The organism is Vibrio litoralis DSM 17657 (genome assembly GCF_000426765.1).
GTDB lineage: Bacteria > Pseudomonadota > Gammaproteobacteria > Enterobacterales > Vibrionaceae > Vibrio > Vibrio litoralis.
In genome coordinates this window covers 560931-578706 of sequence record NZ_KE384567.1, presented here as the reverse complement: position 1 = coordinate 578706, position 17776 = coordinate 560931, and the positions used below count along the sequence as shown (strand labels likewise).

Below are 17776 nucleotides of genomic sequence, written 5' to 3'. Positions count from 1 at the left end.
TGAGTTTGTATTAGTTGAAACCAAAAAGACGCCCATAGGGCGTCTTTTTTAATATGGTGGCCCCACACAGACTTGAACTGTGGACCTAACGATTATGAGTCGTGCGCTCTAACCAACTGAGCTATGGGGCCAAATTGTTGGACGATTATAGGGGAATGAACCAAGAGTGTCTAGATGTGTGCGTCTAGATTGCGCTTAGTTTTTACCCACTTAAACGGCTTATATTCTCCAATGACTTGAAGTTTAAATTTTAGGCACAAAAAAGGTGAGTATAGAACTCACCTTTTCAATCAGAAATGTATCCAGCTTGGTTTACTCGTCCAAGAAGCTGCGCAGTGTTTCTGAGCGGCTTGGGTGACGAAGTTTACGCAATGCTTTGGCTTCAATCTGACGAATACGTTCACGGGTTACGTCGAACTGCTTACCCACTTCTTCCAAAGTGTGGTCAGTGTTCATATCGATACCGAAACGCATACGAAGTACTTTTGCTTCACGAGGCGTTAGACCCGCTAACACATCTTTAGTTGCGAACTTCAAGCTAGTCGAAGTAGCAGAGTCTAAAGGTAGCTCAAGAGTCGTATCTTCAATGAAATCACCTAGGTGTGAATCTTCATCATCACCGATAGGGGTTTCCATTGAAATTGGCTCTTTAGCAATTTTCAGTACTTTGCGAATTTTGTCTTCAGGCATCTGCATGCGTTCAGCCAATTCTTCTGGTAACGGCTCACGACCCATTTCTTGAAGCATCTGACGAGAGATACGGTTCAATTTGTTAATGGTTTCGATCATGTGTACCGGAATACGAATCGTACGTGCTTGGTCAGCAATTGAACGAGTGATCGCCTGACGAATCCACCATGTTGCATAAGTCGAGAACTTATAACCACGACGGTATTCGAACTTATCAACCGCTTTCATTAGGCCAATGTTACCTTCTTGAATAAGATCCAAGAATTGTAGGCCACGGTTAGTGTATTTTTTCGCAATCGAGATAACCAAACGTAAGTTTGCTTCAACCATTTCTTTCTTCGCACGACGAGCTTTTGCTTCACCGATTGACATGCGACGGCTGATATCTTTGATAGTTTGAACATTCAAAGATGTTTCTTCTTCGATTGATTTTAGCTTGAAGATACTACGACGCAGTTCTTCTTCGCTTTGTTTGATCTTTTCTGCGTATGGCTTGCCTGATGCCAGAACTTCGTCTAGCCATGCTTCTGATGATTCATTACCAGTAAAGGCTTGTACGAATGCTTTTTTCGGCATTTTTCCGTATTCAACACAAGTACGAATAATCAAACGCTCTTGGGTACGTACGCGATCCATTGAATTTTTAAGATTATTGACTAAATAATCAAACTGTTTTGGAATCAGACGGAATTGACGGAAAACATCAAGGAACTCTTGCTTTCTATCAGCAATTGCTTTGCTTTCACGACCGTGTTCATTGATCGCAAGTTGCAGGTTCTGATAGGTATTGCGAAGTTCAGTAAAACGTTCTAGAGCAAGCTCAGGATCGATACCTGTATCTTCCTCTTCTTCGTCCTCATCTGAATCATCATCATCATCGTCATCCAGATCATCATCCGTAACAGCAAGCTCTGAACCAACGTGTGTTGCAGTTGGTGCGGCATTGCCATCATCATCAGGATCAACGAAGCCTGAGATAATGTCGGTTAAACGAAGTTCTTCAGCTTGAACTTTATCAAATTGCTCAAGAATGTAAGAAATAGTGCCTGGGTATTCAGCGACTGAACATTGTACTTGGTTGATGCCATCTTCAATGCGTTTAGCAATGTCGATCTCACCTTCACGAGTTAATAGCTCAACCGTACCCATTTCACGCATGTACATGCGCACTGGGTCAGTAGTTCGGCCAATTTCACTTTCTACACTTGAAAGTGCGGCTGCTGCAGCTTCGGCAGCGTCTTCATCTGCTACTGCCTCATTCAACATAAGATCGTCCGCATCAGGTGCGGTTTCAACGACTTGGATACCCATGTCGTTAATCATTTGAATGATGTCTTCTACCTGTTCTGAATCTACGATTTCTTCAGGTAGGTGGTCATTTACTTCGGCGTAGGTCAGATAGCCTTGTTCCTTACCTTTTGCGACAAGTAACTTTAGCTGTGACTGCGGATTTTGATCCATCGACGATATCCAACTTGAGGTCTGAGTGAAGAATATTAGTATGCGAAATGCAAACCGCCAATTATAACAAATTTAATCATTGCTCGCCACTTAAGAACATTTTCTTAGGGCGTTGCTGAACTAAGGACGTTGAAGAATAAGATCTTGCAACTCCCGTTTTTCCTCGACTGATAAGCCGGAGCTTCTTTCTTTCGCTTGCAATGTTTCAATTTGTTTTTCAATACATTGGGCTAGTATTTTATCCAATGTATCTAAAAATACATCTTGTTCATTATCATCATTGAGGGGGATATCCCAATTCATTAAGCGTGATAATAATGCTTCATTTTGTTGATTTCGCCAGTGTTCGATTAACTGGGCAGACTTGATATGGGGATTTTCTCGACAAATATCAAGTACATTTAGTAATAAACTTAAGCCTGGTAAGTCTATATGGCGAATTGTATCTAAGTTTGGTGCTAATTCAGCATAGCTGGGTTTTTGCAACAGTAATGCGATAACTACTCGCATTGGAGTGCGTTTTATCTCTTTATGTGGTTGAGGTGTTGTTTGCGGCTGACTGTCTTTAGCGATTAATTGTTGCAATTGACGCTCATCCAGTAACCCGAGTTTTTTACCGAGTAAGTCCCTCAAGTATAGACGCAATGTCCCACCTGGCACTTTTTCTATTAATGGCACCACCAATGAGGTTAATTTTGCTTTACCTTCATTACTACTGGTATCCACTTGCTGCATCAAGGTCGAGAATAAAAATTCAGACAAAGATGTTGCATGGAATACCTGTTGTTCAAATTGCTCTTTGCCATATTCACGAATGTAAGAATCTGGGTCTTCACCATCGGGCAAGAACATAAACTTTAATTGGCGGCCATCCGTTAAATACGGTAACGCATTTTCCATGGCGCGCCACGCAGCTTCTCGACCGGCGCGGTCACCATCGTAACAACAGACGACAGTACCAGTTTGGCGAAATAACATTTGCATGTGATCACCAGTGGTTGAAGTGCCTAGGGCTGCAACTGAGTAATCAACGCCATATTGTGCTAAGGCAACCACATCCATATAGCCTTCGACCACTAATATTTGTGCAGGTTCACGATGGCTTTGCAAGACATCATATAAGCCGTATAACTCTTTGCCTTTATGGAACACCGGGGTTTCCGGAGAGTTTAAATATTTAGGTTTTTCATCACCGAGTACACGGCCACCAAAACCAATCACTCGTCCACGACGATCGCGAATCGGGAACATAATACGACCACGAAAACGGTCGTAGCGATTGCCTTTATCATTTTCAATCAACATGCCGCCTTCGACCAACATATCCTGTACGGCTTTTTGTTGGCCAAAATTTTTACGCACATTATCCCATTCATCAGGGACGTAACCGATGCCAAATTTTTGTACGATCTCACCGGATAATCCACGATTTTTAAGGTATTCAATCGCTGGTTTATTGGCGGCAACTTTTAACTGAGACCGATAATATTGGCTAATACTTCCCAGTAAGTCGTATAGATTACGTTTTTGCTCCGCGTTAGCGCGTGGGGCATTATTTTGAAAGTTGCCACCGCCGCGTTGCTCACGAGGTACATCAAGGCCTAGCATTCCAGCTAATTCTTCAATCGCTTCTACGAACTCAAGACGTTCGTATTCCATCATGAAATCAATAGCGTTACCGTGTACACCGCAGCCAAAGCAGTGATAAGTTTGGCGATCTGGAGTGACAATAAAAGAAGGGGATTTCTCATTATGAAACGGGCAACATGCGCCGTAGTTCTTACCTTGTTTCTTGAGCTTGACGCGTGGATCAACAAGATCGACGATATCAACTCGAGCAAGAAGGTCATCAATAAAACTACGTGGAATGTGTCCTGCCATATAAGGTTTAAACTCTTAATGAATTTTAAATTTGGGTAAATGAAAATTGAGTTACTAGTAAGTAGGTAGAGGTCGTTCTATGTTCATTTGTCATTGCAGTGTGGTTTGTTGCCAAAGAATTAAAGTTTCTTAGAGACGAATTCCTCGAAACTAGGGACTAGTAACCTTCATCCTTTCACATACAAACAAGCCGTGCAAATCCAAAGAAGTGCACGGCTTGTTTTAATTTAATCTGGGGAAATTAAGCTAACTTAGAACGAACCAAACCACTTACTTTACCCATGTCTGCACGTCCTTGAAGTAGAGGTTTTAATACCCCCATTACGTTCCCCATGTCTTGCATGCCCGCAGCACCAGAATCGGTAATCGCTTTATCAACTAAAGCCGATACTTCTTCATCGGTTAGCGGTTGAGGCATAAATTCCTCTAGAACCGTAATTTCAGCTTTTTCAGCATCTGCAAGATCTTGACGATTTGCAGCTTCATATTGCGTAACAGAGTCGCGACGTTGTTTAACCATTTTAGTCAACACAGAAAGAATGTCATCATCCGAAAGTGTAATTCTTTCGTCGACTTCACGTTGCTTAATGGCTGATAAAGCTAAACGAATAGTGCCAAGGCGCAATTTGTCCTTGGCTTTCATCGCTAATTTTTGCTCTTCTTTGAGTTGTTCAATTAGAGCCATAACTTAAGTCCTTATGGAAGTTAAGTTATTAGTACAAGCGAACGCGACGTGCGTTTTCGCGAGCTAGCTTCTTAGCGTGACGCTTTTGAGCTGCTGCTTTAGCGCGTTTACGTACAGTTGTTGGTTTTTCGTAATGCTCACGACGACGCACTTCAGAAAGAACACCTGCTTTTTCGCAAGAGCGCTTGAAACGACGTAATGCAACGTCAAACGGTTCGTTATCACGTACTTTAACTACTGGCATATGCCTTTCACCTCAGGGGTTATTCATTAATGCTGATCTTTGAGTCTGTTCAATTGTTAGCCCAGACATTAATCAGCTAGATCAAAAATGGTGCGGAATTTTAATCCGATCGCTACCCATTTGTAAAGCATTATCAAGGGAAGATCTGGTTAAATTTTTTCCGAGGCGGTAAGATTACGCTCAATTATAGAAAAATCAACCGATGTACCAAGATGTACAGGGATAACTATGCGAATTTTAGGTATTGAAACCTCATGTGATGAAACCGGTATTGCAATTTATGATGAAGAGCAAGGGTTATTGTCTCATCAATTATATAGCCAAGTGAAACTACATGCTGATTATGGTGGTGTCGTGCCGGAACTGGCCTCTCGTGATCATGTTAAGAAAACCATTCCGTTGATTAAAGAGGCTCTGAAAGAAGCAGGCTTAACCTCAAAAGATATTGATGGCGTGGCCTATACTGCTGGCCCAGGCTTAGTTGGCGCATTATTAGTGGGCGCAACGATTGGCCGCAGCCTTGCTTATGCGTGGAATGTGCCCGCAGTGCCAGTACACCATATGGAAGGGCATCTGTTAGCGCCGATGTTAGAAGATAATCCACCTGAGTTCCCATTTGTCGCCTTACTAGTCTCTGGTGGCCACACTATGATGGTTGAGGTGAAAGCGATTGGTGAGTACCAAATTTTAGGTGAATCCATTGATGACGCCGCAGGTGAGGCATTTGATAAAACCGCTAAGTTAATGGGCTTGGATTATCCTGGTGGTCCTTTGCTATCTCGTTTGGCTGAAAATGGCACCAAAGGTCGCTTTAAGTTTCCGCGTCCGATGACGGATCGCCCGGGGCTTGATTTTAGTTTCTCTGGTTTAAAAACCTTTGCGGCTAATACCATTGCGGCAAACGATAATGATGAGCAAACTCGCGCGGATATTGCTTATGCTTTCCAAGAGGCGGTATGTGACACCTTAGTGATCAAGTGTCGTCGTGCACTAGAGCAAACCGGACTAAAGCGTATCGTGATTGCAGGCGGAGTAAGTGCTAACAAGCAGCTGAGAATTTCGCTAGAAGCTCTGGCACAAAAAGTCGGTGGCGCGGTGTATTATCCTCGTACTGAATTTTGTACCGATAATGGTGCGATGATTGCTTATGCGGGGATGCAGCGCTTACGTAATGGTGAAATGACCGATCTTTCTGTTCAAGCTCAGCCGCGTTGGCCTATCGATCAATTGAAGCCAATTGAATAAATTTTGGTGAGAATTCGATGAACAAACGGCAGTTTAGGTTGCCGTTTTTATTTAGAAGATAATTTCTTTTTATCCATCTTAGGTTCACTACCATCAATTAAGCGTTTAATATTTTGGTAGTGTCTAAAGATTATTAGGCAAGAGAGCATAGCCACTGGAATGGTGTATTGCGGTTTGACCAACCAAGTATAAAACGGCGCAAGTAGTGATGTGACAATGGCGGCAAGCGATGAATAGCGACTAAAGAAGAAGGTGATAAGCCATGTCGCCATCACCATACCGGTTAAATCAAAACCAATCGGCGCCATGGTACCTACGGCGGTGGCAACGCCTTTACCACCTTTAAAGTGGAAGAAGATTGGGTAGATGTGTCCTAAACAGGCGGCAACCCCAATAAAACCAAGAATCAGTGGTTCGATACCTAGGTAGTAACTTCCCCAAACCGGAAGCATGCCTTTCAAAATATCACACAGCAGTACGCCGAGCGCAGCCCATTTACCGCCGACACGCAATACATTGGTTGCCCCCGGGTTTTTTGAACCTTGAAGACGTGGGTCTGGCAATTTGCACATTCGACAGATCAGCACCGCACTCGAAATTGACCCGAGTAAGTAGGCGAGAATGATCAATATAAGTGCCAGAATGCTCATAGTCTTCCTAGGCGGTAGTGTGCAGTTGGGGCTTTCTACCCAAATCACGTGAATATATAGTATATTTTGCGCATATTACGTGTTTTTATCTCGCTTGGGTATCCGATGAGTCGTAATCTTAGAAATTCATCGATATTAATGCTAGGCATACAAAATTAATTATTCTTAATAAGGAAGCAGCATGGCCTTGGACAAAGTATTTATTGAGCAATTAGAAGTGATTACTACGATTGGCGCTTATGATTGGGAGCAAGATATTAAGCAGAAATTAGTGCTTAATATCGAAATGGCTCACGATAACCGTCCGGCAGGCAAAAGTGATGATGTTAATGATGCATTAGATTACGCCCAAGTGAGCCAAGCGGTACTAAATCATATTGAGAATGGTCACTTTCAACTAGTTGAACGAGTCGCTGAAGAAGTAGCTGAACTTATCATGACAACTTTTGCAGTGCCTTGGGTGAAAATTCACTTAATTAAGCCTGGTGCCGTGCCACAAGCGAAAGGCGTAGGCGTGATTATTGAACGAGGCCAAATGTGACACTCAGTTATATTGGAGCAGGCAGTAATCTCGAACCCAAAAAGCATGTAAAGGCCGCCTTTGAAGAGCTTAGCTTGCTAGGTGAATTAAGATCTTCTGCGGTTTATCAATGTCAGCCCGTTGGCTTTGATAGTCATGCTTTTTATAACCTAGTGTTTGAGCTGGAAACTTCATTAAGTTTGTCTGAATTACACATCAAGCTTAGAGAAATTGAGTTGAAGTGGGGTCGCGAGGTTGAGGCACAAAAGTTCCAAGATCGAACGTTAGATCTGGATATTTTGTTGTATGGAAACGTGGTTTCAACGGTTAAGCCGATCTTGCCAAGAGCCGATATTTTTAATTATGAGTTTGTGTTGCAGCCGTTATATGAATTATGTCCAGATTTGAGCGTACCAAATGATGGTCGAAGTATTCGCCAACTATGGGATGGTTTTACGCCGAAAGGTAGTCTGCAAGCGGTTCCGTTTGATTTTAGTTAATACAGACAGTTAATCTAGGCCGCAGATACAAAATGGGCGTGATACTTAACCGTATCACGCCCATTTTATTATATTTGAACCTGTCGGTAGGTTTGATTAACCCCAAGCCATGCCAAGTAATAACAGGCCAAATAGAATGCGGTAGATACCAAACCCGACAAAGGTGAACTTAGCTAAGAAGCTGATAAACCACTTAATTACAAAGTAAGCCACAATGAAGGCAGTAACAAAACCAACCGCAAGGTTAGTAAAATCGGCGGTAGTGAAGTCTTGGTAGTGCTTTAATAAATCATAACCTGATGCCGCGGCTAAAACCGGTAAACCGAGTAGGAATGAAAACTCAGCACAGGTTTTACGATTCAACCCGACAAGCATGGCACCAATAATGGTTGAGCCAGCACGGCTAGTACCTGGAATTAGGGCAAATATCTGCGCGAAACCAATCCACATCGCTTGCTTCATAGTGACATCATTAACATCGGTGGTTGGGCAGGATTCTTCTTGATAATACTTTTCAACTGCGATGAAAATAATCCCGCCGACGATAAACATTACTCCTACTACCGTGACACTAAATAACGCCTTCACCACATCACTCATTAGAAAGCCAATGATACCGATAGGTAAGAAAGCCACTGCGACTTTCACCCAAAGATCAAAGAATCTAGGGTGAAACTTTTCTTTATAGTTAGCGATAACGGCCAAAATAGCGGCCACTTGAATAATCACTTCAAAAGCTTGGTTGGTATCGGTATTGGCAATGCCTAACCAATCACCGACAACGATCATGTGTCCAGTTGATGAAATAGGTAAAAACTCAGTAATACCTTCGATTATTCCGAGGATAATGGAATCAAAAATGGTCATTGGAAGTGTGTATCCTTAGTTAGATATCGTGGCTGGTAAAATCACTTACCGGATCGCGTTTATGTTTTATACCCAAGTCAGTTAGGGATAAAAGTGTGGTGATGTAAAATGGGTCGTATTGTACGATGATTTTTATCGATAATACAGGGGGTTATTTGAGCAGTTTTACCGACTCAATTGCCGCTGTTCTTTGCTTATCTAATTCCTCTCGGATAGCTTTCCCAATAACGCCTTGGGAGATAATGGCTTGTACATTAATGCTTGCCGCAGCGTGGTAATAATCTAACATGCGCTTTTTTTGTGGATAGGGTTGTGATTCCAATCCTAATCGTCCCTGATGATCGGCCTGACAGCATAACAAAACTTGTTCAAAGCGTTGCGGTTTACGCCAAGCATCAAGCTGGTTGAGCAATTTGAGCGCGGTCGATGGTTTAAGTTCCATGGTTCGATGAAGATTGGAATGATGCTGGCAAACCAATAGTGCTAAATCACGGCATTCATTGGAAACGGTTAAGCGTTGGCAAAGTTGTTTGATCAGTTTTAGACCAGTATGACAATGCATTTTATGGCTTGGCCATTCTGATTCAGGGGTGATGGCTTTACCTAGATCATGCACTTGCGCGGCAAATCGTACCGCAATATCAGAGCTTAATTGAGCGGCTTGCTTAGCCACCATTAAAGTGTGAATACCCGTATCAATTTCAGGGTGCCAGCGCTCAGGTTGCGGGACGCCAAATAATGCGTCGATTTCCGGCAAAATCACGGCCAGTGCGCCGCATTGTTTTAAGGTTTCTAGAAAAACTTGTGGAGAGTCGGTGTTTAATGATTTTTGCCATTCTTGCCATACGCGCTCAGCCGTCAAATATGATAATTCGCCAGAATCCACAATTTGCTGCATTAACAGCATAGTCTCAGGGGCGATGGTAAAGCCAAAGGGTTGTAATTTAGCGGCAAACCTTGCAACGCGTAGCACACGCAATGGATCTTCGCTAAAGGCAGGGGAGACATGACGTAGTATTCGAGCTTGTAGATCTTTTTCGCCGTGGTAAGGATCGTGTAAGCTGCCATCGGGGCTTTGTGCAATGGCATTAATGGTTAGATCGCGGCGGGCCAAGTCTTCTTCTAGGGTTACATCGGGCGCGTAATGGCATTCAAATCCAGTATAACCTTGCCCAGACTTACGTTCCGTACGAGCCAGTGCGTATTCTTCTTGAGTTTCAGGATGAAGAAATACTGGGAAATCTTGCCCGACCGCACGAAAGCCTTGTGCCAACATTTCTTGTGGACTGCTACCCACCACCATCCAATCTTTATCGTAACTTGGAATGCCAAGAAGTCGGTCACGCACCGCACCACCTACCAGATAAATTTCCACTCGAATTCCTTTTTTACCGTCATATTGATCGGCATTTTAGCAACAATACCAACTCCAACAAATAACTGATCACCTTAGCTTGTTAAAAAACTCGCTAACTGCGTTATAACCTTTTTGTTTATAAAGACTTGCATGTAGAACCACTACTAACAGAAACTTTATGCCTTGTTATCAAGCTTTTTCCCTACGCTAATTTAGACCACTTATTTATCGGAATTGGTATAAACTAGAACTTCGCCACGATGAAGCCGTCTGTAAGTATAAATTTAGCCTTTATTGGTGTACTTTAGGGTATCTGATTTTAGCTATCGATAGCTTTTCTTTTCTGGTTTGAGAGTGTGCATGTACAAGGATTTTTTTGGTTTATCAGAACTGCCGTTTACGATTGTTCCTAGCTCTCGCTATATTTTTCTGAGTGCGCGTCACCGTGAAGCCATGAATCACTTACAAGCGGGTTTAGGTGGAGGGGGCGGTTTTGCCTTACTCACCGGTGAAGTGGGCACGGGGAAAACCACCGTTTCTAAAGCACTGCTTTCAGTATTAGAGTCGAATGTTAAAACCGGACTCTTGTTGAATCCAACCTATACCAGCACTGATTTGTTAGAAGCGATTTGTGATGAGTTTTCTATTGGATATCAAGAATCTGCCAGTCTTAAGCAACTCACCCAAGCGATCTACCAATACTTATTGGATAACCATGGTAAGGGCATCAAAACACTACTATTGATTGATGAAGCGCAGCATTTATCGGCCGATGTGTTAGAACAATTACGTTTATTGACCAACTTAGAAACCGAAAGCCAAAAGCTACTTAGAGTGCTATTGATTGGTCAGCCTGAGCTGCAATATAAACTGCAAACCGAAGAGCTTCGTCAACTCGCGCAACGCATTACTGGACGTTACCACCTACTGCCTCTAAGTACAGAAGAAGTCTCACAATATATTCAATTTCGCTTGCAAGTAGCGGGTGGACAATATGATGTTTTCACGGGCAAAGCGGTTAAGTTGATAGTCAAGCAAACTCAAGGTGTGCCTCGTTTAATTAACCTAGTGTGCGATAAGTGCATGCTGTATGCCTACTACAGTGGTGAGGCTCATATTTCTTTGTCTATCGCGGAAAAAGCGTGTGAAGATGTGATGAGTTTTCAGCGTCCAATTGGCCGTTCTAATCCTGCGTTAAATGGTAGAACCGAATCGGCCAATCAATCTCAACCTTGGCTAGCGTATATCGCCAGTTTGTCGGTGGGATGTTTGTTAGCGGCGGCAGCATGGTTTTGGTTACCGAGTTGGATGGCCAATGAAAAATTTGAGAGTGCCAAGCTTGAGTCAGTTGCCGCATCAATCTCACCACAGGTGGAGCAAGCTGATAATTTAGCCGAGTCTTTAGATGCTCAAGAACGCAATGATTTATCATCTCAAAACAACAATTCTAAAAACAATAATGTCGCCGAGTTGGTTGAGCCGCTGATTCGCCAAAGTTATAACCCCATTGCCGCGATGAAAACATTAATGGCTTTGTGGGGATATAAGGTGGCGAATGATGAAGCCAATTGCCAACAAGCCGAGCGTGCGAATTTATACTGTTACCAAGATTCCGGCACTTTAAATGTTCTGGCTGTGATTAATCGCCCAGCCATGCTGACACTACAAGATCAATACCATTCTTATTTTGCCATTTTATATAAATTGTCTGATGACAAGGCGCAATTACTACTCGCAGAGAAAAGAATTGAAGTTCCAATCGAATGGCTGAAACAACATTGGAGCGGAGAGTATCAGTTGTTGTGGCATAGTGAATTGGCCGATCAAACCTTGAAGTTAAACTCTCAAGGGCCGGAAGTGGCGAAACTGAATAACCTATTGTCTCAAGTACTAGGTGAGCCGCTAAAAGAGCGTCGTCAGTTTGATCAAAGTGTGAAAAATAAAGTGGAAGCCTTTCAAATGTGGCAAGGCATTAATGTTGATGGTATCGCAGGTAAAAGAACACTGATGCTGCTTGATAGCTACGTTAATAATAAAGCGCCGAGTGTGGTTGATAATATCTTACCGTTAGCCACGGAGGATAAGTAATGTCGGAAGTCATGAAAGCGCTTCAACAATCCGAACAAGCCTATCAAGCGCAAATATCACAGCCTCATTCATCTTCCTCAACTCGCGTTAATGCCAGCAAAACCACGCGCTGGTGGTTGGTTGGGGTATTTGCCGTGTTACCTATTATTGCGATATTGGCAATGATGGCTTATTTGCATTTCAATCAGGTCGCGAATACATCCTCTCAGCTTGAAACGACTGATGCTGAAAAAAATCAACAACAAGCGACTAGGTTTGAGCCAAATGAATCAAGTGAGAAAAGTGAGCCACTGGCCAAGTTGTTACCTTATCCTGAACTAACCGGATTAGCGGCATTACCTAAAGCGGTCGCCAAGCCCTTACCTGCGAAGCCTAAGCCGTCAAGTACCTCGAGTCGAAATAACGCACCATCAGAAGGGCGACGTATTGAAACCGATCAAGTTAATCTCAGCCAAACATCAGAGCAAGACTGGAATGTTGATGATCTTGATCTTTCTGGCTTATCACCGGAACTGGCTCAGCGTTTTCAATCGGCACTAGAAAAGCATCCCGCTCAAAGCAAGTCTCAAACGCAAACTACCGTGATGCCGACTAAACCGCAAGACGCGATTAATTTAGTCGGGCATGAAAGTGATTATCGCGGTCGCTTACCAAAAATGAATTTTGAAACCCATATGTATTCTTCTAAATCCCAAAGCCGCTGGATTAAAGTGAACGGCAATAATGTGCATGAAGGGGAGTGGGTGATCAATAAATTGGTCAAGTTGGATCAAATCCTGCCTGGTAGTTTGATTGTGACGTTTGATAATCAACAACTGCAAATTCCAGCCTTGTATGAATGGGGAGGCTAACCACTTTAAGTTAGCTAATAAAAGTAGTCATTCCACGAGGATCGCTATTTTTATCTTAAGTTAAACGATTTCTTTATGGGAATAGCCACAAGTTGTTTAAAAATGTTTCCGCAATAATAAGAGTTTTAATGCTAGAATTCGTCAGTTTGTTTTTTATAAAAGATTAAGGCTGCGTATGTTCCAGATATTACAAGGCGCTCAAATGTTATTCGTAGCATTCGGTGCGTTGGTTTTAGTTCCACTGTTAACTGGGTTAGATCCTAGTGTTGCGTTATTCGGTGCTGGTATCGGTACTCTTATCTTCCAAGTGATTACCAAGCGAAGCGTTCCCATTTTTCTTGCCTCTTCTTTCGCTTTCATTGCTCCTATCATGTATGGCATCCAAACATGGGGTGTTGCTAGTACCCTAGGTGGTTTAATGACCGCGGGTGCCGTGTATGTGATATTAGGAGCGGTGATTAAAGTGCGTGGCAGCGGCTTCATTCATAAGTTGTTACCACCAGTGGTCGTTGGCCCAGTGATCATGGTTATTGGTTTAGGACTGGCTCCTGCGGCCGTGAATATGGCGCTAGGTAAAAGTGGTGATGGTGGTATTCAAATTGTCGCTCATGATGCTGCATTATGGATTTCTGCGGTTTCTTTGATTGTGACCATTATTTTAAGCGTGATGGGTAAGGGCTTCTTTAAGCTAGTGCCGATTCTTGGCGGTATCGTTTCTGGTTATATCGTGAGCTTATTCTTCGACGTAGTGGACTTTTCACCTGTTCAACAAGCGGCATGGCTTGCAGTACCTAACTTTACTTTCCCAGAGTTTAATATCAATGCGGTGCTATTTATGATCCCGGTGGCGATTGCGCCAGCGGTTGAGCATGTCGGTGATATTCTGGCTATCTCTAATGTGACTGGCAAAAACTACCTGAAAAAGCCCGGATTGCATCGCACTATGACGGGGGATGGGGTGGCAACTATGGCTGCGGCTATGTTTGGTGCACCACCCAATACCACCTACTCAGAGGTGACTGGAGCGGTAATGCTCACCAAGGCTTTTAACCCTGTGATCATGACATGGGCGGCGGTGACTGCTCTGATATTAGCATTTGTAGGTAAACTAGGCGCAGTACTGCAAACTATTCCGGTTCCTGTGATGGGTGGCATTATGATCTTATTATTCGGTTCGATTGCTGTAGTTGGTTTGAATACTTTGATTAAAAACCAAGTTGATTTACACAAGTCACGTAATCTAGTGATTGTGGCGGTGACATTGGTGTTTGGTATTGGTGGAATGGCGTTCGGTATTGGTGAGTTTAGCCTACAAGGTGTCAGCTTATGCGGTATCGTGGCAATTATTCTTAATCTAGTACTTCCTAAAGATATTGGAGAAAACCATATTGTCGATAACGCGCAAATGGAAGGTGATTCAGACGTTAAGTAATATGATCTCAAAGTTAAAGTGATAGATACAAAAAGTGCGCCCTTGTTATAGGCGCACTTTTTTATATCTTAAATAACCGTAACGGAGGTTAGATAACGATAACTGAGGTTAAATACCTAAGGTTGTGGGATTAAGCCCAACCACCTGGGTTTCTCTTACGGCGTGGAATGATGTGTGGCAGAATTAAACCAAACAATAGACCTAGACCTGCAACGCCACCGCCATACATGAAGTAACGAAGTAGTAAGTCATCTTTTTGAGTATCAATTCTTGCACGTAATGCGCGAACTTCTTCTTGAGAATCAGCAAGCTGCTGGTTGATTTCGCGATAGTTAGTTTCTAAATCGGTAATCTGCTTTTTGCTTAACTCTAGAGAACTAACTAGACCTGCTTTTTCAGTATCCGACGTTTCACGAGCTTTACTTAATTGCTCCTTTACCGTTGCCAATTCTTTTTCAAGTTTAGGCATGCGAACAGCCATGCTGACATCTTGAGTCACATACTTGCTCTCAATCCAGCCTTTACGACCTTTGCTATCTAAGATTTGCGTAAATTTAGTTGAGTTATTGCGACCTAATACTTTAATCACTTCACCTGCATCAACACTACCAATGATACGGTAGTCATTACTTGGTCCTGAATGCACATAAGTAAAAAGTTGGTCTGAAATGTAGAAGTCACGTGCGTATGTCATTGGAGCAAAAAAACATGCCAATAATACTAAGCAAAGAAGCTTTTTCACATTTTGTCCCTTTTAATTTGGTATAAAGCTTTCAGTTGAATAAAGCTTTTTCATTTATATACATCTAAAGGAGATGAACAGTAATTAACTGTTTCAATAGCCTGATAAAACCAGACACCTTAAATATCCCCCAGAATTGGATAGATAAGAGCTTATCGAATAGTAAGAAGTTTCAGCTTGAGGTGCAACAAAAGAGGGAGCTTTCGCTCCCTCTTTTTACCTTGTCGCAAAAATTATGACATAGCTATGACAGAATGCCTTACGACGATAGCGGGGTTGTATTATGCAAAGATGCCTTGAATTGCGTAGAAGAATACAATAGAAAGCACTGCACCTGCTGGCAGGGTAATGATCCAAGATGCCACGATATTACGTACTACACCTAGGTTCAATGCTGCGATACCACGAGCAAAACCAACACCCAATACCGCACCCACTAAGGTTTGTGTCGTTGAGATAGGTAAACCAGTACCAGATGCCAATACCACGGTAGTTGCGGTTGCAAGTTGAGCCGCAAAGCCACGGCTAGGAGTTAGTTCAGTAATACCCGTACCAACGGTTGCCATTACTTTGTGACCCATAGTCGCAAGACCCACCACAATACCGATACCGCCCAGAGGAAGGATCCACCATGCGATGGCGCTTTTCGTTGTTAATTCACCCATATTCTGAACAGTTGATACTACAGCAGATAGTGGACCAATTGCATTAGCTACATCGTTTGAGCCATGAGCAAATGCCATCGCACACGCTGTGATAACCATTAATACGCTAAAGATACTCTCAACACCGGCAAAGCTATGGTCTTCTTTTTGACCGGCAAATTTTCTGCTGATATAGATATAACCACATACCATTACAAGAGCAGAAACCAATGCTGAATACATCCAAGCTTCACTATGAGTTAGATGCAGGCCAATGTGCTTTAAGCCTTTCTTGATGGTAACTAGAGCGATTACCATAGTGGTAATAAACATGTAAACCGGTACAAAACGTTTCGCATTGTGGACTGGGTTTTCAGTATCGAAAATCAGCCGTTGTGCACTGACAAAGATACCATAGGCAAAAAAACCAGCGATAAAGGGCGTGACAATCCAGCTGCCAACGATACCTTGCACTGAATGCCAATCAACACCTTCGGTACCTACTGAAACACAAGCAAAACCAATGATGGCGCCAATAATTGAGTGAGTCGTTGATACTGGCCATCCCATATAAGAGGCCAAAAGTAGCCATGTACCTGCCGCAAGTAAGGCTGACATCATACCGTATACTAAAACGTCCGGTTGGGCGGTGTAGTATGAGGTGTCAATCACCCCTTTGCGTATGGTGTCTGTTACTTCGCCACCTGCCAGATAAGCACCAGCAAATTCAAAAATCATAGCAATAACAATTGCTTGCTTTACTGTTAGCGCTTTAGAACCAACAGATGTGCCCATTGCATTGGCAACATCATTTGCACCAATACCAACAGCCATTAGGAAACCAAAGAACGCTGCAACTAAAATTAAAATAGTGCCGTAGTTTGCGAGGATATCCATCGTAATACCTAGTTTTTGAGATAACAATTTAGGTAAGTTGGGCGCAAGGAATCACACCCTGCACTTACCGCATCAGTTATTTTTTACTGTTTTATTTATTGTAGCTATGTCGAACGTTAAGAACGAGACAGCATGACTTCCAAACGAGCACCAACACGTTGTGCTTGATCGGCAATACCACCAACCCATTCAAGGATCTTGTATAGGAATACAATATCAATCGGGTTGTATTTAGATTCAATTGCCATTAACTGCTGACGAAGCTCAATTTGCATCGTGTCAGTGTCATCTTCAATTTCATCTAGTTGGTTAATCATTTCGGCAACAAGAGTCACTTCACGACCTTTAAAGCCTGTCTCAAGTAGTTCGTCCAATTCGTGGATAACTTCTTGAGCTTGGCTTGCAGCGTCAAGGCAACGAGATACATAAGCAATAAACGCTTCATGCATTTGAGTTGGGATTTCCAACTGACGACCAATCACGCGCCCTGCAATATCTTTTGCAAGGTTAGCAAGCTTGTCTTGTTGAGTGAGGAGTTCAAGCATGTCGGTACGATCTACCGGCATGAAAAGGCCACGTGGAAGTTTGAGACGGATCTCGCGCTTCAATACGTCAGCTTCACGCTCTAGACGAGAGATGTTTTCACGAATGTTATTCGCTTCTTCCCAGTCGCCTTTGGCGCAAGTTTCAAAAAAAGGGATTAGGTGAGAACAGCATTCGTTCACACATACAACATGTTCTTGCAAAGGCTTAATAGGGGACTTTGCAAATAACCCCATTATCGTATTTACTGGCATGGTTATTCGACCTACAAAAAAATATAACCCATTGGACATTTGGCTTAACTTTAGCTCAAATACTGGACTGTGCTATAAAGTCGCGCATGTTAACTTAATCTGAAAAGCATTCATACTATTTTAGATCATGTTATCTGCAGATCATATTATTGTGAGTTATAAGTATGTCCAAGTAATTTGATCATATATTTCTCTCTTGCTCACTACTCAATTCCGCAATATCCT

General features: G+C 42.7%; 16 protein-coding genes and 1 tRNA gene. 6 read left to right on the top strand and 11 right to left on the bottom strand.

Features of this window, described 5'->3' with window-relative positions; all coding sequences use genetic code 11:
- Window positions 1–54: 54 nt before the first annotated feature.
- The 5 genes from K358_RS0116305 to rpsU form a co-directional block, all read right to left on the bottom strand.
- Window positions 55–131, bottom strand: a tRNA-Ile gene (locus K358_RS0116305).
- Window positions 132–312: 181 nt separating this feature from the next.
- The gene (rpoD, locus tag K358_RS0116300; protein ID WP_027697815.1) at window positions 313–2151 is read right to left on the bottom strand and encodes an RNA polymerase sigma factor RpoD; all 1839 of its coding nucleotides are present in this window, start codon (window positions 2149–2151) and stop codon (window positions 313–315) included.
- Window positions 2152–2271: 120 nt separating this feature from the next.
- Window positions 2272–4032, bottom strand: a complete 1761-nt coding sequence (dnaG, locus tag K358_RS0116295; RefSeq protein ID WP_027697814.1) for a DNA primase — start codon at window positions 4030–4032, stop codon at window positions 2272–2274.
- A 241-nt stretch (window positions 4033–4273) separates the two neighbouring features.
- On the bottom strand, window positions 4274–4717 hold the full coding sequence (locus tag K358_RS0116290) for a GatB/YqeY domain-containing protein (RefSeq protein ID WP_027697813.1): 444 nt from the start codon (window positions 4715–4717) through the stop codon (window positions 4274–4276).
- Between the two features lie 28 nt (window positions 4718–4745).
- Entirely contained in the window at window positions 4746–4961 is a 216-nt protein-coding gene (gene rpsU, locus K358_RS0116285; protein ID WP_017024921.1) for a 30S ribosomal protein S21, read from the bottom strand.
- A 228-nt stretch (window positions 4962–5189) separates the two neighbouring features.
- On the opposite strand from rpsU, the gene tsaD reads away from it, so the two are divergent.
- On the top strand, window positions 5190–6206 hold the full coding sequence (gene tsaD, locus K358_RS0116280) for a tRNA (adenosine(37)-N6)-threonylcarbamoyltransferase complex transferase subunit TsaD (protein ID WP_027697812.1): 1017 nt from the start codon (window positions 5190–5192) through the stop codon (window positions 6204–6206).
- A gap of 47 nt (window positions 6207–6253) precedes the next feature.
- On the opposite strand, the gene plsY is transcribed toward tsaD, so the two are convergent.
- A complete protein-coding gene (plsY, locus tag K358_RS0116275; RefSeq protein ID WP_027697811.1) occupies window positions 6254–6856 on the bottom strand; it encodes a glycerol-3-phosphate 1-O-acyltransferase PlsY in 603 nt (200 codons plus the stop codon).
- Between the two features lie 181 nt (window positions 6857–7037).
- On the opposite strand from plsY, the gene folB reads away from it, so the two are divergent.
- Window positions 7038–7397, top strand: coding sequence for a dihydroneopterin aldolase (gene folB, locus K358_RS0116270; RefSeq protein ID WP_027697810.1), 360 nt, complete (start codon window positions 7038–7040; stop codon window positions 7395–7397).
- The gene (gene folK / locus K358_RS0116265) at window positions 7394–7876 is read left to right on the top strand and encodes a 2-amino-4-hydroxy-6-hydroxymethyldihydropteridine diphosphokinase (RefSeq protein WP_027697809.1); all 483 of its coding nucleotides are present in this window, start codon (window positions 7394–7396) and stop codon (window positions 7874–7876) included. Before folB ends, folK begins: the two co-directional genes overlap by 4 nt.
- Before the next feature lie 96 nt (window positions 7877–7972).
- Here folK and K358_RS0116260 read toward each other — a convergent pair whose 3' ends face one another.
- Both K358_RS0116260 and K358_RS18660 read right to left on the bottom strand, forming a co-directional pair.
- On the bottom strand, window positions 7973–8743 hold the full coding sequence (locus tag K358_RS0116260) for an undecaprenyl-diphosphate phosphatase (RefSeq protein ID WP_027697808.1): 771 nt from the start codon (window positions 8741–8743) through the stop codon (window positions 7973–7975).
- Between the two features lie 151 nt (window positions 8744–8894).
- Complete coding sequence (locus tag K358_RS18660) at window positions 8895–10118, bottom strand: multifunctional CCA addition/repair protein (RefSeq protein WP_038150279.1); 1224 nt, start codon at window positions 10116–10118, stop codon at window positions 8895–8897.
- Window positions 10119–10460: 342 nt separating this feature from the next.
- On the opposite strand from K358_RS18660, the gene K358_RS0116250 reads away from it, so the two are divergent.
- From K358_RS0116250 to K358_RS0116240, 3 genes are all read left to right on the top strand, one after another.
- Window positions 10461–12188 (top strand): AAA family ATPase, encoded by a 1728-nt coding sequence (locus tag K358_RS0116250; RefSeq protein ID WP_027697807.1) that lies wholly within the window; start codon window positions 10461–10463, stop codon window positions 12186–12188.
- Window positions 12188–13039 carry a general secretion pathway protein GspB gene (locus K358_RS18875; RefSeq protein WP_051241350.1) on the top strand — a complete coding sequence of 284 codons (852 nt, stop codon included), beginning with the start codon at window positions 12188–12190 and terminating at the stop codon, window positions 13037–13039. The genes K358_RS0116250 and K358_RS18875 overlap by 1 nt, the downstream gene beginning before the upstream one ends.
- Window positions 13040–13214: 175 nt before the next feature.
- Complete coding sequence (locus K358_RS0116240; RefSeq protein ID WP_027697806.1) at window positions 13215–14471, top strand: uracil-xanthine permease family protein; 1257 nt, start codon at window positions 13215–13217, stop codon at window positions 14469–14471.
- 130 nt (window positions 14472–14601) lie between these two features.
- Here the strand turns inward: K358_RS0116240 and K358_RS0116235 are convergent, their stop codons facing one another.
- The 3 genes from K358_RS0116235 to K358_RS0116225 form a co-directional block, all read right to left on the bottom strand.
- The gene (locus K358_RS0116235; protein WP_027697805.1) at window positions 14602–15213 is read right to left on the bottom strand and encodes a TIGR04211 family SH3 domain-containing protein; all 612 of its coding nucleotides are present in this window, start codon (window positions 15211–15213) and stop codon (window positions 14602–14604) included.
- A gap of 281 nt (window positions 15214–15494) precedes the next feature.
- Window positions 15495–16754, bottom strand: a complete 1260-nt coding sequence (locus K358_RS0116230) for an inorganic phosphate transporter (protein WP_027697804.1) — start codon at window positions 16752–16754, stop codon at window positions 15495–15497.
- A 116-nt stretch (window positions 16755–16870) separates the two neighbouring features.
- Window positions 16871–17551, bottom strand: coding sequence for a TIGR00153 family protein (locus tag K358_RS0116225; RefSeq protein WP_027697803.1), 681 nt, complete (start codon window positions 17549–17551; stop codon window positions 16871–16873).
- Between the last annotated feature and the right edge of the window lie 225 nt (window positions 17552–17776).